The organism is Pseudodonghicola xiamenensis DSM 18339 (assembly GCF_000429365.1).
Lineage (GTDB): Bacteria > Pseudomonadota > Alphaproteobacteria > Rhodobacterales > Rhodobacteraceae > Pseudodonghicola > Pseudodonghicola xiamenensis.
Genome location: NZ_AUBS01000001.1, coordinates 239782 through 255369 on the forward strand (window position 1 = coordinate 239782; position 15588 = coordinate 255369).

Consider the following 15588-nt stretch of genomic DNA (forward strand, 5'->3'; position numbering starts at 1 on the left):
CGGGGGCGGGCGTTGGTTCGCCCACCCATCCTCGAGCCAGGAGGCAGCATTTTGGAGACTCTTTTCCTCACGCTGGGAGCAGTGTTTTACCGTCACAACGGCCGTTTGTTCATCGAGGCGCAGACCGCCAGTGGCCTGAAGGCGTGGCATCAGCATTTCGACAGGGTGATCGCCTGTTCGATCTGCAAGGCCGGCTTGCCTCCGAAGGGCTGGGTCGATGCGGAGGCTGAGGGGATCGTTCTGCCCGAGTTCGAGTTGATCGAGTTGCCGGACGGGTATCACCTGCCGGTGTTCCTGAAGACGCGGGCCGAGGTGCGTCAGATCATGCTCGATGCGCTGTGCCGTGCCGATTACCGGCTGTTCGCCATCGGTGGGTGGGTTGGCGACTGGGGCGTTGTCGGCGCGCGATTGGCCAGCGACAACGGGTTGCCGCACGGTATTTGGTTCGACCGGGTGGAATCCCAGGTCTTCGCGGCCTCGCATGATGGCAGCCTGAAGGGGCGGCTGAAAGCGCGGATCAAATCGGCGATCACCGCCAGGACCGAGCTGGAGTTGCTGGGCCGGGCCGATCTGGCGCTGCTGCACGGGCAAACCGTCTATGACAGCTTCGTAGACTGGACCCGAAATGCGCAGATTGTCGAGGATATCCATCTGGAAGCCTCGGATCATATCCCGGAGGCGGAGCTGGCGGAAAAGCTTGGAAGCGCCGAAACGGATGTGTTGCGGATCGCCTATGTCGGTCGGGCGGACCGGATGAAGGGCGGGCTGCTCTGGGTCGAGGCCCTGGCGCGGCTGGCCAAGACCGGGGTGGATTTCGTGGCGGAATGGGCCGGTGATGGCCCGTTGCTGGAGGAAATGCGCGATCTGGCCGATCAGCGAGGGATCGCGGATCGGATCCGCTTCCATGGTTTTGTGTCGGATCGCCAAAAGGTGCTCGGCATCCTGCGGCGGGCGCATCTGCTGCTCTTCTGTCACATGACGGATGAATCGCCCCGCAACCTGATCGAGGCGCTGTTTGCGGCGACGCCGCTGATCGGGTTCCGGGACACTTATGCCGGGCGTCTTGTTTCTGAACAGGGCGCTGGAATTCTGGTCGACCGCAGTGATGTGGCGGCGCTGGCCGAAGCCCTGTCCGGGCTGGAGGCTGACCGCGCGAAACTGTGTGATCTGATTGAAAAGGCGGGCCGTTCCGGTCTGCACCTGACGCGGAGCCAGGTCTTCGCGCATCGGGCAAAAATAGTCAAAGACAACCTGGGACACGATAGGGAGGCCGCTTAGATGGCTGATTTGACGACTGAATTTCTGGGTATTACCAGCCCGAACCCGTTCTGGCTGGCTTCGGCGCCGCCTACCGACAAGGAATACAACGTCCGCCGCGCCTATGAGGCCGGATGGGGTGGTGTGGTGTGGAAGACGCTGGGCTCGGAGGGGCCGCCGGTGGTGAACGTCAACGGGCCGCGCTATGGCGCGATCTATGGCGCCGACCGTCGCCTGCTGGGTCTGAACAACATCGAACTGATCACCGACCGGCCGCTGCAGACCAATCTGGAGGAGATCACCCGGGTCAAGAAGGACTATCCCGACCGGGCGCTGATCGTCTCGATTATGGTGCCCTGCGACGAGGAGAGCTGGAAGGCGATCCTGCCGCTGGTCGAGGAAACCGGTGCTGACGGGATCGAGCTGAACTTCGGCTGCCCGCACGGCATGGCCGAACGCGGCATGGGCTCGGCCGTGGGGCAGGTGCCGGAATATATCCAGATGGTGACCGAGTGGTGCAAGAAATACTACTCCAAGCCGGTGATCGTGAAGCTGACGCCGAACATCACCGACATCCGCAACCCGGCGCGGGCGGCCTTCGCCGGCAATGCCGATGCGGTATCGTTGATCAATACCATCAACTCGATCACCTCGGTCGATCTGGACCTGATGGCACCGCAGCCCACCATCGACGGCAAGGGCACCCACGGCGGCTATTGCGGCCCCGCAGTGAAGCCCATCGCGCTGAACATGGTGGCCGAGATCGCCCGCGATCCGCAGACCCATGGCAAGCCGATCAGCGCCATCGGCGGCGTGACGACTTGGCGCGATGCCGCCGAGTTCATGGTGATGGGGGCCGGCAATGTGCAGGTCTGCACCGCTGCCATGACTTATGGCTTCAAGGTGGTGCAGGAGATGATCTCGGGCCTCAGCCAGTGGATGGATGAAAAGGGCTATAGCTCGACCGCCGATTTCATCGGTCAGGCGGTGCCCAATGTCACCGACTGGCAGCATTTGAACCTGAACTACATCGCCAAGGCCAAGATCGACCAGGACGCCTGCATCAAATGCGGCCGTTGCTATGCCGCCTGCGAGGATACCAGCCACCAGGCGATCTGGATGAAGGAAGGTCGGGTGTTCGAGGTCAATGATGCCGAATGCGTCGCCTGCAACCTCTGCGTCGATGTCTGCCCGATCGAGAATTGCATCAGCATGGAGCAGATGGCGCCCGGCGCTGTCGATCCGCGCACCGGCAAGGTGGTGCCGGCGGAATATGCCAACTGGACCACGCATCCGAACAACCCTGCCGCCGTCGCGGCGGAATAGGACTGAAACCCCTTTGCGGGGCAGGGCGCGTGGACGGACGGTTCGCGCGCCCTTTTTGCATCCGCTTCCCGCGGCTGCGTCGATGTCTTGCCGCCCCCGACATATACCCCCTTGCAGTCGTCGGGCGGAGGGCAGATATGCGCGCCGTCGCCAATCCGGCACCATCATGGCAGCTCTGGCCTTGAAACTGCGACCGGAGATAGGCAGGCTGCACGAAATTTACTGGTAACGGGCTGATGGTTCGACAGATTCTTCCGATTTCCGCCCTGTTGCTCGGTTCCGCGCTGCTGCTGTTCGCCGGCGGGATGAATGTGCTGATTCTGCCGATGCGGGGCACTTTCGAAGGATTCAGCGCCGCCTCTCTGGGGCTTTTGGGCTCGGGCTGGGCAGTGGGCTATGTGCTGGGCTGCGTGTTCATGGCGCGGCTGGTGGCACGGGTCGGGCATATCCGATCGTTCAGCGTGATGGCGGCCTTCGCGGCGATCGCGGTTCTGCTGTCGCTTCTGATTCTGACTCCCTGGGCCTGGGTGCCGTTGCGCGCGCTTTCAGGCTTTTGTTTCGCCGGGGCCGCCATGATCGTCGAAAGCTGGCTGGGAGAGCGCGCCGAGCCGCAATCACGCGGGCGCATCTTCGGGATCTACACCATGGTCAACCTCGCTGCCTCGACCGCCGGGCAACTAGTGCTGACGCTGGGGGACACCACTGGGATCGTATTTTTCGTGTTGCCGGCGATCTTCTATTGCCTGGCGCTGGTGCCGACGGCGATTTCCTCCTCGGCCAGTCCGCGGCCTCTGGCGCGGGTCAGCTTGGATCTGCGTGCGCTTTGGCGCAATTCGCCGGTGGCGGTGTTCGCGGTCTTCTGCATCGGCATTTCCAACGGCGCTTTCGGTACGCTTTCGGCAGTCTATGCCAATGAGGTGGGGCTGCATCTGACCGCGGTGGCGCTGTTCGCCAGCCTGCCGGTCCTGGCCGGCGCGCTCAGTCAGGTGCCGATCGGCCTGGTTTCGGACCGGATGGACCGGCGGCTGGTTTTGGTGCTGGTGGCGGTGTTGGCGCTGGTGGCAGATCTGGCGTTTATCTTCCTGCGGCCCGATGGGCGGCTGGAAAACCTTGTCATGGCCTCGGTGTTCGGGGCGGCGATCTATGCGATGTATCCGATCATCATCGCCCATGCCAACGACCATGCCGCAGAGGGCAGCGCGATCCAGGTCAGCGGTGGGCTTCTGATGGTCTTCGGGCTGGGCTCGATCGCCGGGCCGATGGCGGCGGGCTACAGCATGGCGGCGTTCGGTCAGACCGGGCTGTTCGTCACATCGGCGGTGGCGCATGTGCTGATCATCCTGTTCGGTGCAATACGGATGTCAATGCGCGCGCCGGTGCATGAGGCCGAGAAAGCGGCCTTTGTCACCGTACCGCAGGGGCGCATGGCCACGCCCGAGACCCATGTTCTGGCCGCCAGCCCGGAGGAGGCGGAAGAAATCATCGCCGCCGAGGAGGATCGCCTGGCCGAAGAGGGCACCGGGCCGGCGCATGAGGCGGCCGCAGCGGCCACGGCGGCGGTGGCGGCGGCGACAGAACGGCCGCCTCGGGTGTCTGAGGAAGAGCCCTGAGAGGGGCGCAGGTCAGGCGCCGGCGGGGCTGAGCAGGCGGCGATAGAGCGTTTCGACGAAATCCGGCGCCGCTGCGAACGGATCCTCCTGGCCCAGGACCGCCCGCACCTGCACGTCGAAATCGGCGTAATGCTGCGTCAGCGACCAGATCGAGAAGATCAGATGATAGGGGTGAACCGGCGCCAGTCGCCCGGCGTCGATCCAGCCCTGGATCACTGCGGCTTTCTCGTCGACCAGTTGTTTCAGGTCGGTCGCGAGCACCTGGTGGATGCGGGGGGCGCCTTGGACGATCTCATTGGCGAAGAGCCGGCTTTCGCGCGGATAATTCCGGCTCATCTCCAGCTTGAGACGCACGTAGGAGAGAATTTCCTCCAGCGGATCGCCCTCCGGGGTCAGCGTGCGCAGCGGGTCGAGCCAGGTGTAGAGAAGCTGCGACAGAACCGCATCATACATCGCCTCTTTCGAGGGGAAATAATACAGCAGGTTCGGTTTGCTCAGCCCCGCGACCGCGGCGATCTGGTCGACGGTCGCGCCGCGAAATCCCTGGGAGGAAAACACATCGAGCGCTGCCTCCAGAATGGTCAGACGGTTCTTGCGCTGAATGCGTGTGGGGGCTTTGTCCTTGGGCATTGGCGCTGCCATCTCCGTTCTGTCCGTCTGTGCCTGTTTTCTTGTCGCGCCACTTTGCGGCGTCGGCGATTTCTTTACCGGATTACGGCAATTTCTTGACTGGTTCGCAACCCGTGTTAGCCTCGGTTTGACCGTTTGGTCAAATCAAAGAACCAGGACACATAATAGACGGGGAGCCAGTTTCAGCCATGTCCGCTCCGGCAGAAAATCTCAAAATCAACAGTGACCGGCTGTGGGACAGCCTTATGGAGATGGCCAAGATCGGCCCCGGTGTTGCCGGTGGCAACAATCGCCAGACCCTGACCGATGAAGATGCCGAGGGTCGCGCGCTGTTCCAGAAATGGTGCGAAGACGCGGGAATGGCCATGGGTGTCGATAAAATGGGCACCATGTTCATGACGCGCCCCGGAGAGGATCCCGATGCGCTGCCGGTCTATATGGGCAGCCACCTCGATACCCAGCCGACGGGCGGCAAATACGATGGCGTCCTGGGCGTGCTCGGCGCGCTGGAGGCGGTGCGTACGATGAACGATCTGGGGCTGAAGACCAAACACCCGATCGTCGTCACCAACTGGGCCAATGAAGAGGGCGCGCGCTTTGCCCCGGCGATGCTGGCCTCGGGCGTCTTCGCCGGCATGCATTCGCTGGATTATGCCTATGGTCGCGCCGATCTCGAGGGCAAGACCTATGGTGAGGAGCTGAAGCGGATCGGCTGGCAGGGCGAGGAAGAGGTCGGCGCCCGCAAGATGCACGCCTATTACGAGCTGCACATCGAGCAGGGCCCGATCCTCGAGGCCGAGGGCAAGGACATCGGTGTCGTCACCCATTGCCAGGGTCTGTGGTGGCTGGAATTCACCCTGACCGGCACCGCGGCGCATACCGGATCGACCCCGATGCCGATGCGGGTGAATGCGGGCCTTGCCATGAGCCGTATCTTCGAGATGGTACAGGCGGTGGCGATGGAGAACCAGCCGAACGCCGTGGGCGGTGTGGGGCAGGTGACCTTCACCCCCAATTCGCGCAACGTGCTGCCGGGCAAGGTGGTTTTTACCGTCGACATCCGCACCCCCGATCAGACCAAGCTGGACGCCATGCGCGCCAAGATCGAGGCGGAAGCGGCCAAGATCTGCGAAGCCCTGGGCGTCGGCTGTTCGGTCGAGGCGGTCGGTCACTTCGATCCTGTCACCTTCACGCCGGAGCTGGTGAGCAATGTGCGCAACGCCGCCGAGCGTCTGGGCTATAGCCACATGGATATCATCTCGGGCGCCGGTCACGATGCCTGCTGGGCCGCCAAGATGGCGCCCACCACGATGATCATGTGTCCCTGCGTTGACGGATTGTCGCATAACGAGGCCGAAGAGATCTCCAAGGACTGGGCGGCGGCGGGCACCGATGTTCTGCTGCATGCGGTGCTGGAGACGGCTGAGATCGTCGAGTGAGGCCCGGAGACTGAGGGCGCTGGGGGCGCTGCCCCCAGACCCCCGGGATATTTGAAGCCAGAAAAAGAAGGGCGCGGTTGAACGCCCGGCGGCGGTCATGACGTCAGGAGCGGTGACTGGCCTGTCAGAAACAACATGGGAGTTCTGAAGATGAGCAAAGTGATCAAGGGCGGCACGGTGGTGACCGCGGATCTTACCTATAAGGCGGATGTGAAGATCGAGGATGGCAAGATCGTCGAGATCGGTCCCGATCTGAGTGGCGACGAGATCCTGGATGCGGCAGGTTGTTATGTGATGCCGGGCGGGATCGACCCGCATACCCATCTGGAAATGCCCTTCATGGGAACGCATTCGTCGGATGATTTCTATGCCGGGACGCGTGCGGCGCTGGCGGGCGGCACCACCATGGTGGTCGATTTCGCGCTGCCCGATCCGGGCGAGAGCCTGCTGGACGCGGTGAAGAAATGGGACAACAAATCAGCCCGCGCCTGCTGCGATTATTCCTTCCACATGGCGATCACCTGGTGGGGTGAGCAGGTCTTCAACGAGATGAAGATCATCACTGAAGAGAAGGGCATCAACACCTTCAAGCATTTCATGGCCTACAAGGGCAGCCTGATGGTGAACGACGACGAGATGTTCGCCAGTTTCAAGCGCTGTGCCGAGCTGGGCGCGACGCCTCTGGTGCATGCCGAGAACGGCGATCTGGTGGCGGAGATGACCGCCAAGTTGCTGGCCGAGGGCAATACCGGGCCGGAGGGCCATGCCTATTCCCGCCCGCCGCAGGTGGAGGGCGAAGCCACCAATCGTGCCATCATGATCGCCGATATGGCGGGCGCGCCGCTTTATGTGGTGCATACTTCCTGCGAGGAGAGCCACGAGGCGATCCGGCGCGCCAAGCTGGCCGGCAAGCGGGTCTGGGGGGAGCCCCTGATCCAGCATTTGGTGCTGGATGAGAGCGAATACTTCAATGAGGATTGGGATCATGCCGCCCGCCGGGTGATGTCGCCGCCCTTCCGCAACAAGAAGCATCAGGACAGCCTGTGGGCCGGGCTTGCCTCCGGCACGCTCTCCTGCGTGGCGACCGATCACTGCGCCTTCACCACCGAGCAGAAACGCTATGGCGTCGGCGATTTCTCGAAGATCCCGAATGGCACCGGCGGGCTGGAGGACCGGATGCCGGTTCTGTGGACCTACGGGGTCGAGACGGGGCGGATCACCATGAACGAATTCGTCGCCGTCACCTCGACCAATATCGCGAAAATCCTGAACTGCTATCCGCAGAAGGGGGCGATCCTGGTGGGGGCGGATGCCGATATCGTGGTGATGGATCCGTCGATGGGCAAGACCATCACGGCAGAGGCGCAGGCCTCTTCGATCGACTATAACGTCTTCGAGGGAATCGAGGTCAGTGCTCTGCCGCGTTTCGTGCTGAGCCGCGGCTACGTGGCGGTGGAGAATGGCGAGCTGAAGGCCAAGGAAGGCCATGGCGAATTCGTCGCGCGCGATCCGAACGCGACGGTGAACACCGCGCTGAGCAAGTGGAAGGAGCTGACCGCGCCGCGGCCCGTTGTGCGTGCCGGTATTCCGGCGACCGGGGTGTGAGCCGATACCGCCCGGTCATGCTGTTGCATCATCGGGCGGTCGGTCTGTTGCCGGGCGCGGCGGTTTCGCTGTCTCGTCGTTCTTGGCGACAGAGGCAGGTCGGGCCTATGTTGACGAAAGGGCCGTTTGCCTCGGGGACGGGGCCGCGGTTCAGGACAACCGACCAGATAATAATCAAGAACAAGATCGCCCGCCGAGGGGAGTGGCATGACAACAACCGTGATCGAGGCCTCGGGTCTTGAACTGACATTTCAGACCAGCGATGGGCCGGTGCACGCGCTGAAAGATGTGAACTTGCAGATCGAAAAGGGCGATTTCGTCAGTTTCATCGGCCCCTCGGGTTGTGGCAAGACCACCTTTCTGCGGGTGATGGCGGCGCTGGAACAGCCGACTGGCGGCAGCATCACCGTCAATGGCATGACGCCGGAGGAGGCGCGCAAGAACCGGGCATACGGCTATGTGTTCCAGGCTGCCGGGCTTTATCCATGGCGGACGATTGCCAAGAATATCAAGTTGCCGTTGGAGATCATGGGCTATTCCAGGGCCGATCAGGATGCGCGTGTCGAGGCGGTGCTGAAGCTTGTCGATCTGGAAGGGTTCGGTGGAAAATATCCCTGGCAATTGTCGGGCGGTATGCAACAGCGGGCCAGTATCGCGCGGGCGCTGGCCTTTGATGCCGATATCCTGCTGATGGACGAACCCTTCGGCGCGCTTGACGAGATCGTGCGCGATCACTTGAACGAACAGCTTCTGCAGCTCTGGGCGCGAACCGAGAAGACCATCGGATTTGTCACCCATTCGATCCCGGAGGCGGTTTATCTGTCGACCAAGATCGTGGTGATGAGCCCGCGGCCGGGGCGGATCACCGATGTGATCGAAAGCCCGCTGCCGAAGGAGAGGCCGCTTGAGATCCGCGATACGCCTGAGTTCATCGAGATCGCCCACCGCGTGCGCGAGGGGCTGAGGGCGGGGCATTCCTATGACGAGTGATCTGCCGAAGATCGGGGAGGGGTGGGCATGAAATCTGTCCTGGCCGTCCTGACCGTGCTCGCCGCCATCGTGGCGATCTGGTACGCCGCCTGCGTGCCGATGAATATCAAAGGGGTGCTGACCGATCTTGAGCGCGCCGGGGCGCAGGTGGTGCCCGAAGGCGCCGTCGCCCGCCGCGACAGGGGCGCCTTCGGACTGGTGGCGAAGAACAGCTTTGCCATTTCCGCCACCTGGGCGCAGGAGCGTCCGCGTCTGCCGGCACCGCATCAGGTGGCGGTGGAGCTGTGGCAGACCACGGTGATGAAGAAGATCACCTCGAAACGCAGCCTGGTCTTTCACGCCTGGGTGACCTTGAGCGCAACGCTGATGGGCTTTGCCATCGGCACCGGTCTTGGCATCCTGCTGGCAGTGGGCATCGTGCACAGCCGGGTGATGGACATGTCGGTGATGCCCTGGGCCATCGTCAGCCAGACCATCCCGATCATCGCGCTCGCACCGATGATCATCGTGGTGCTGTATTCCATCGGGGTGCAGGGGATCCTGCCGAAGGCGATCATCTCGGCCTATCTCAGCTTCTTTCCGGTCGTCGTCGGTATGGTGAAGGGGCTCAGAAGCCCCGACGCGATGCAGATCGATCTGTTGAAGACCTATAACGCCAGCCCGGCGCAGGGGTTCTGGAAGCTGCGGCTTCCCTCGTCGATGCCCTATCTTTTCGCCTCTTTGAAGATCGGTATCGCCTCCTCCCTGGTCGGGGCCATCGTGGCCGAGCTGCCGACCGGTGCGGTCGCGGGGCTGGGCGCGCGGCTGCTGGCGGGCAGCTATTATGGTCAGACCATCCAGATCTGGTCGGCGCTGTTTGCCGCGGCGATCCTGGCCTCGGTGCTGGTCGGACTCCTCGGGGTGATCCAGCGGATCACGCTGAAGCGGATGGGGATGGCATGATGGCGGATGAGAATTTGACGGTCTTTGCCGAGATGCTGCAGGGGAGGGCGCCGCGATGATCGAGGTGATCCTGGCCCTGATCCTCTGGGCTTTCGGTTGGTGGGTGAACGTGCGGCTGGCCGAGGGGCCTATGGCCCGGACCCGGGCGGTCAGGCTGGCGGTACCGGTGATCTTCGGCATCACCGTGCTGCTGGTCTGGGAATTGCTGGTGCGTGGGTTGAACGTGCCGATGGTGATCCTGCCGGCGCCTTCGCTGATCGTGACACGCTTCGTCACCAGCCTGCCGGTGCTCTGGGTCGATTTCCGCCAGACCATCCTCAAGGGGGCGCTGTCGGGCTATGTGATCGGCTGCGGCGCGGCGCTGCTGGTGGCGGTGTTGGTCGACCGCAGCGATTTCCTGCGCCGCGGGCTGTTGCCGGTGGGCAATCTGGTCGCGGCGCTGCCGATCATCGGCACCGCGCCGATCCTGGTGATGTGGTTCGGCTTCGACTGGCAGTCCAAGGCGGCGGTGGTCGTGGTCTCGGTGTTCTTCCCGATGCTGGTGAATACCGTCGCGGGGTTGGCCCAGACCAGCGCCATGCAGCGCGATCTGATGCGCACCTATGCCGCCGGATATTGGCAGAGCTTTTTCAAGCTGCGGTTGCCGGCGGCGATGCCTTTCATCTTCAACGGGCTCAAGATTTCCTCGACGCTGGCCCTGATCGGCGCCATCGTGGCCGAGTTCTTCGGCTCGCCCACCATGGGGATGGGGTTCCGCATCTCGACCAGCGTGGGGCAACTGGCGCTGGATATGGTCTGGGCCGAAATCGTGGTGGCCGCCCTGGCTGGGACCGCCTTCTACGGCATTCTGGCAGCGATGGAGCGGGCGGTGACCTTCTGGCACCCGTCGCAGCGGGGCTGAAACAGACAAGTGATACAAGACCCCGGTCAGCGGGGCTTATGAAATAACCAAGAAGATACCCAACAAGGAGTGGTAAGACAGATGAAAAAACTGATTGGTGGGGCGATCGCCGCCTTCGCGCTCAGCACCAGCGCGGCGCTGGCGGCCGATGCGGTCAAGCTGCAGCTGAAATGGGTCACCCAGGCGCAGTTCGCCGGCTATTACGTGGCCAAGGACAAGGGCTTTTATTCCGACGAGGATCTGGATGTCACCATCCTGCCGGGCGGCCCCGATATCGCACCGACCCAGGTGATCGCCGGCGGCGGTGCCGATGTGATGATCGATTGGATGCCCTCGGCGCTGGCGGCACGGGAAAAGGGGCTGCCGCTGGTCAATATCGCCCAGCCCTACAAGCATTCCGGCATGATGCTGACCTGCTGGAAGGATGCCGGCATCGAAAAACCGATGGATCTGGTCAATCGCACCCTGGGCGTCTGGTTCTATGGCAATGAATACCCGTTCCTCAGCTGGATGGCGCATCTGGGTATCAAGACCGACGGCAAGGGCCCCGACAGCGTCGAGGTGCTGAAGCAGGGCTTCAACGTCGATCCGCTGCTGCAGCGCCAGGCCGATTGCATCTCGACCATGACCTATAACGAATATTGGCAGGTCATCGACGCCGGCGTCACGCCTGAGGAGCTGATTACCTTCAAATACGAGGATCAGGGCGTCGCCACACTGGAGGACGGTCTTTACGTGATGGAGGAAAAGCTCTCCGATCCGGCCTTCGAGGACAAGATGGTCCGCTTCGTGCGCGCCTCGATGAAGGGCTGGAAATACGCCGAGGAAAACCCTGACGAGGCGGCCGAGATCGTGCTCGACAACGATGCCTCCGGCGCCCAGACCGAAAAGCATCAGAAGCGCATGATGCGCGAGGTCGCCAAGCTGACCGCAGATTCCAACGGCACGCTCGACCCGGCGGATTACGAACGTACGGTGAAAACGTTGCTGTCGGGCGGCTCCGATCCGGTCATCACCAAGGAGCCCGAAGGCGCCTGGACCCATGTCATCACCGACAAGGCCCTGAACTGAGCCTGATCCCGATCGCGCCCGCGTGACCGGACAGATTGCGCCGCCCGTTCCGGTTCGTCGGGGCGGGCGGCTTTCAGTGAAGGGAGGGCGGGCGCCATCCGGTCGGCGCCGAAGTCAGTCTATTCGCCACTGAACCGCTTGCGGGATTTCGTTGCACGCCTCCCGGGGCTCCGCCCGTTCGTGGCGTCCAGTCTTTTTCTGGCCTCAAATATCCTTGGGGGGAGGCCGGGCTGTAAGGCCCGGTCCGGGGGGCAGACAGCCCCCCGCGCGGCCGGGGCTGCGCCTCAGCCGTCCTTGCGCTTCTCGGCGACGATGCGGGCCATCTGCGCTGCCGGCAGATAGCCACGCAGCATCTCGTCTTGCAGCACGAAGGTCGGCGTGCCCGAGATCTTCAGCTTCTGCGCCAGCGCGTGATTGCGGCGCAGCTCCTCGTTGACTTGATCGCTGTTCATCTCGGCCAGGATGGCATCGGCATCCAGCCCCAGCCCCTCGGCTAGGCGCGACAGGACCACATTGGTGGTATCGCCCTGCATCTCCATCAGCGCGTCATGCACCTGGGCATAGGCGTCGGGGCCGGCGACGATGCGGGTGGCGATGGCAAAGCGCGACGAGGCGACCGAGGCCTCGCCTAGGATCGGAAATTCCTTGACGATCAGGCGGATATTGCCGTCCTTGCGCAGCAGCTCGGCAACCTCGGGCACCGCCTTGCGGCAATAACCGCAGCGATAATCCATGAATTCGACCAGGGTGATATCGCCTTCGGGGTTACCTCCAACCCAGGAATAGCCATCGTTGAAGATCGCGTCGTGATTGGCCTGGACCATATCCACATCGGCCTGGGCCGCGGCCTGGGCCTGACGTTGCTCCAGCGCGTTGACCGCCTCCAGGATCACTTCCGGGTTCTCCATCAGATACTCCCGAACCTCGTTGCGGAAGGCGGCGCGGTCCTCGTCGCTCATCGCAGTCAGTTCGGTGGCCTGTGCCTGTCCGGTCAGAAGGGCCAGTGCGGTCACGGCCGGAGCGGCAAATCGGATCATGATTATTTCCTTTTCTGGAGCTTGTCTGATGTAGTCAGCACATCCTGCGCCCGTTGCCAAGGTGGCGATCCGCGCGGCAATTGCATCGCCGCCCGGCGGGCATGGATCGCCGCATCCTCAGGCCTGCCCTGCAGGGCATAGCGTTCGGCGGTCAGCAGCGCGGCCATGCCGGGCTGGCCATCCTGGGCATAGGCCAGGGCCAGATCGTGCATCACCCGGACATCTCGGAAATCGCGGGCGCGGGCCGCCTCCAGGCTTTTCAGCCCGGCTTTGCGCTGGCCGGCGGCCCGTTGCGCCCGGCCCAGCCCGGCCAGGATCAGCGGTTCGTTGGGGGCCAGCGCATTGGCTTGCTCATAGGCCGCGACCGCGCTTTTCCAGTTGCGCGTCTCCATCAGGAACTGGCCCTTGAGATCGTAATAATAGCCGTCCTCGGGCCGCAGCGCGATCGCCGCGTCGATCGCGGCCAGCGCGCGCGGCAACTGGTTCAGCCGGTGATAGGCCACCGCCTGGCGCATCAGTCGAATATCGTCATAGGGGTCGTCCTTGGCACGCAAGAGCGTCCAGTTCGGGGCCCTGGTGAAGGCGGATAATTTGCCGCGAACCCGGGCGAACCAATATTCGTGCTGCGGGTTCGGCGCAAAGCTGCGGGTCTGGGCGGCGACAAAATCCTGGGCGGCGCGCAGCCTGTCCCGGGTCAGTGGGTGGCTTTGCATATAGGGATCCTGGTTCGCCACGCTCAACATCTCCTGCCCGGCGAAGGCCTCGTGCAGGTCGACCAGCCCCTGGGGATCGACGCCGGCGTAACTCAGATAGGCCTCTGCCGCCTGATCCGCAGCCGATTCCTCGGCCCGGGTATGGGCCAGGAACGATCGCAGCGCCGAGGATTGCGTTCCCAGTGCCAGCCCGACGGCCCCCTGGCTGCCTCCGGCAGCAGCCGCGGCCAGCGCCAGCAGCGCCCCGAGACCGGCAGCGCTGCGGGCGTTTTGCATATTGGCCATCCGGCGTGCCAGATGACCGTTGGTGATATGACCCAGCTCGTGGGCGATCACCGCCTGCAGCATCGGCGCGCGGTCGATCTTCAGGATCAGCCCGGAATGAACGAAGACCGTCCGGTGATCCAGCACGAAGGCGTTGAAGGTGGGGTCGTCGACCACCAGAACCTGCACCTGCCGCGAACTCAGCCCGGCGGCGCGCAGGATCGGAAAGGACAATTCGGTCAGCCCATGTTCGATATCGGCATCGCGAAGCAAGCCAAATGCCGCCGCGGGCCGGCTCCAGGCCAGGCTCAGCAGCGCGCAAAGAATTAGCGCCGGGATTGACGCCGGCCGGAAGAAACGGTCAAAACCCATGCCGCAACCATGGGAGCAGATCATGCGAAACTCAACCCGATCCCAGGTCGATCCCTTCATTGTGATGGACGTGATGGAGGCCGCTCGCCAGGCCGAGGAGGCCGGCCGCCACATCATCCATATGGAGGTGGGACAGCCCAGCACCGGTGCCCCAAAAGGCGCGACCGAGGCGCTTAAGCGTGCGCTCGACAGCGATGCGCTCGGCTATACCGTGGCGCTCGGCCTGCCGGCGCTGCGCGCTCGTGTCGCACAGCTTTACGGGGAATGGTACAACGTCGATCTGAACCCGGAGCGGGTCGTGATCACCCCGGGCTCGTCTGGTGGCTTCATCCTGGCCTTCACCGCGCTTTTCGATTCGGGCGACCGGGTTGGCATCGGCGCACCGGGCTATCCCTCCTATCGTCAGATCCTCAAGGCGCTGGGGATGGTGCCCGTCGATCTGCCGGCCGCGCCGGAAAACCGCTATCAGCCGGTGCCCGCCGATTTCGCCGGGATGGATCTGGCCGGCCTCATGGTCGCCTCGCCCGCCAATCCCACCGGCACCATGCTGGATCACGCCAGCCTCGGCGCGCTGATCGAGGCGGCGCAGGGGCAGGGCGCGTCCTTCATCAGCGATGAAATCTACCATGGCCTAGAATACGAGGCGAAGGCGGTCACCGCGCTGGAACTCTCGGATGACGTCTATGTCATCAACTCCTTCTCGAAATATTTCTCGATGACCGGCTGGCGCGCCGGCTGGCTGGTGGTGCCCGAGGATCACGTCCGGGTGCTGGAACGCATCGCCCAGAACATGTTCATCTGCGCCCCGCACGCCAGCCAGGTGGCGGCCCTGGCCGCGATGGATTGCACCGAGGAGCTGCAGGCCAACCTCGCGGTCTATGCGAAGAACCGCGCGCTGATGCTCGATGGTCTGCCGAAGGCCGGCTTCGACAAGATCGCGCCGCCCGATGGCGCCTTCTACATCTACGCCGATGTCTCCGAGCTGACCCAGGACAGCCGCGCCTTTGCTGCCGAAATCCTCGACAAGGCCGGCGTCGCCGTCACCCCGGGGCTCGATTTCGATCCCCTGCGCGGCGCCACCACGCTGCGCTTCTCCTATGCCCGTTCCACCGCGGATATCGAAGAAGGCCTGGCCCGCCTCGCAGCCTTCATGGCAGCGCGGGGCTGAGCAGAAAAGGCTCCGGGGGCGGGACATGGTCACTGGGCTGCTCCCAGCGCCTCCCGGGGTTCCGCCCGTTCGCGGCTGAAACGCTCCTCTGGAACGTTTCCAAGACGCCACGCGCCCCCCCCTTTTTCTGGCTGCAAATATCCCCGGGGGCGCGGCAACGCTGCGGCGGGGGCGGCGCCCCCGTCCTGCAATCGACCAGCTTCCGCCGGCTGGCCGCTCTGCGGTGGGCGGGCATAGGGTTAAATCCGACATTTCCAACCTCC

General features: G+C 63.6%; 13 protein-coding genes. 10 read left to right on the top strand and 3 right to left on the bottom strand.

Translation table 11 applies throughout. The features are described from left to right. The first annotated feature begins 51 nt into the window (after window positions 1-51). The 3 genes from G455_RS23040 to G455_RS23045 all read left to right on the top strand — a co-directional run bounded on the left by G455_RS23040 (window position 52) and on the right by G455_RS23045 (window position 4193). A complete protein-coding gene (locus G455_RS23040) occupies window positions 52-1278 on the top strand; it encodes a glycosyltransferase (protein ID WP_051312087.1) in 1227 nt (408 codons plus the stop codon). Beyond that, a complete protein-coding gene (preA, locus tag G455_RS0101175; RefSeq protein WP_028091994.1) occupies window positions 1279-2583 on the top strand; it encodes an NAD-dependent dihydropyrimidine dehydrogenase subunit PreA in 1305 nt (434 codons plus the stop codon). Window positions 2584-2819: 236 nt separating this feature from the next. Beyond that, window positions 2820-4193: an MFS transporter gene (locus tag G455_RS23045; protein ID WP_084436952.1), complete on the top strand. Its 1374-nt coding sequence runs from the start codon at window positions 2820-2822 to the stop codon at window positions 4191-4193. A gap of 12 nt (window positions 4194-4205) precedes the next feature. On the opposite strand, the gene G455_RS0101185 is transcribed toward G455_RS23045, so the two are convergent. Then, window positions 4206-4823: a TetR family transcriptional regulator C-terminal domain-containing protein gene (locus G455_RS0101185; RefSeq protein ID WP_028091995.1), complete on the bottom strand. Its 618-nt coding sequence runs from the start codon at window positions 4821-4823 to the stop codon at window positions 4206-4208. A gap of 188 nt (window positions 4824-5011) precedes the next feature. Here G455_RS0101185 and G455_RS0101190 point away from each other — a divergent pair, with 188 nt between their 5' ends. The 6 genes from G455_RS0101190 (at window position 5012) to G455_RS0101215 (ending at window position 11771) form a co-directional block, all read left to right on the top strand. Further along, a complete protein-coding gene (locus tag G455_RS0101190; protein WP_028091996.1) occupies window positions 5012-6262 on the top strand; it encodes a Zn-dependent hydrolase in 1251 nt (416 codons plus the stop codon). A gap of 150 nt (window positions 6263-6412) precedes the next feature. Continuing rightward, a complete protein-coding gene (gene hydA / locus G455_RS0101195; RefSeq protein WP_028091997.1) occupies window positions 6413-7867 on the top strand; it encodes a dihydropyrimidinase in 1455 nt (484 codons plus the stop codon). Window positions 7868-8074: 207 nt separating this feature from the next. Then, window positions 8075-8857, top strand: coding sequence for an ABC transporter ATP-binding protein (locus G455_RS0101200; protein WP_028091998.1), 783 nt, complete (start codon window positions 8075-8077; stop codon window positions 8855-8857). Window positions 8858-8884: 27 nt separating this feature from the next. After that, entirely contained in the window at window positions 8885-9799 is a 915-nt protein-coding gene (locus G455_RS0101205) for an ABC transporter permease (protein ID WP_028091999.1), read from the top strand. Window positions 9800-9854: 55 nt separating this feature from the next. Continuing rightward, window positions 9855-10700, top strand: a complete 846-nt coding sequence (locus G455_RS0101210) for an ABC transporter permease (protein WP_028092000.1) — start codon at window positions 9855-9857, stop codon at window positions 10698-10700. 81 nt (window positions 10701-10781) lie between these two features. Further along, window positions 10782-11771 carry an ABC transporter substrate-binding protein gene (locus G455_RS0101215; protein WP_028092001.1) on the top strand — a complete coding sequence of 330 codons (990 nt, stop codon included), beginning with the start codon at window positions 10782-10784 and terminating at the stop codon, window positions 11769-11771. Window positions 11772-12055: 284 nt separating this feature from the next. Here the strand turns inward: G455_RS0101215 and G455_RS0101220 are convergent, their stop codons facing one another. Beyond that, window positions 12056-12808, bottom strand: coding sequence for a DsbA family protein (locus G455_RS0101220; protein WP_035365887.1), 753 nt, complete (start codon window positions 12806-12808; stop codon window positions 12056-12058). A gap of 2 nt (window positions 12809-12810) precedes the next feature. Beyond that, complete coding sequence (locus G455_RS0101225) at window positions 12811-14181, bottom strand: M48 family metalloprotease (protein ID WP_028092003.1); 1371 nt, start codon at window positions 14179-14181, stop codon at window positions 12811-12813. Between G455_RS0101225 and G455_RS0101230 the strand changes: the two genes are divergently transcribed. Next, window positions 14180-15325 (top strand): pyridoxal phosphate-dependent aminotransferase, encoded by a 1146-nt coding sequence (locus G455_RS0101230; RefSeq protein ID WP_028092004.1) that lies wholly within the window; start codon window positions 14180-14182, stop codon window positions 15323-15325. The two genes, G455_RS0101225 and G455_RS0101230, sit on opposite strands and share 2 nt — an antisense overlap. The last annotated feature ends 263 nt before the right edge of the window (window positions 15326-15588 follow it).

Coding starts and splice junctions, on each gene's coding strand:
- G455_RS0101230 (WP_028092004.1), top strand. CDS start 14,180: ATGCGAAACTCAACCCGATCCCAGGTCGATCCCTTCATTGTGATGGAC.
- G455_RS0101215 (WP_028092001.1), top strand. CDS start 10,782: ATGAAAAAACTGATTGGTGGGGCGATCGCCGCCTTCGCGCTCAGCACC.
- G455_RS0101185 (WP_028091995.1), bottom strand. CDS start 4,823: ATGCCCAAGGACAAAGCCCCCACACGCATTCAGCGCAAGAACCGTCTG.
- G455_RS0101225 (WP_028092003.1), bottom strand. CDS start 14,181: ATGATCTGCTCCCATGGTTGCGGCATGGGTTTTGACCGTTTCTTCCGG.
- G455_RS0101200 (WP_028091998.1), top strand. CDS start 8,075: ATGACAACAACCGTGATCGAGGCCTCGGGTCTTGAACTGACATTTCAG.
- G455_RS23045 (WP_084436952.1), top strand. CDS start 2,820: ATGGTTCGACAGATTCTTCCGATTTCCGCCCTGTTGCTCGGTTCCGCG.
- hydA (WP_028091997.1), top strand. CDS start 6,413: ATGAGCAAAGTGATCAAGGGCGGCACGGTGGTGACCGCGGATCTTACC.
- G455_RS0101220 (WP_035365887.1), bottom strand. CDS start 12,808: ATGATCCGATTTGCCGCTCCGGCCGTGACCGCACTGGCCCTTCTGACC.
- G455_RS0101190 (WP_028091996.1), top strand. CDS start 5,012: ATGTCCGCTCCGGCAGAAAATCTCAAAATCAACAGTGACCGGCTGTGG.
- preA (WP_028091994.1), top strand. CDS start 1,279: ATGGCTGATTTGACGACTGAATTTCTGGGTATTACCAGCCCGAACCCG.
- G455_RS0101205 (WP_028091999.1), top strand. CDS start 8,885: ATGAAATCTGTCCTGGCCGTCCTGACCGTGCTCGCCGCCATCGTGGCG.
- G455_RS0101210 (WP_028092000.1), top strand. CDS start 9,855: ATGATCGAGGTGATCCTGGCCCTGATCCTCTGGGCTTTCGGTTGGTGG.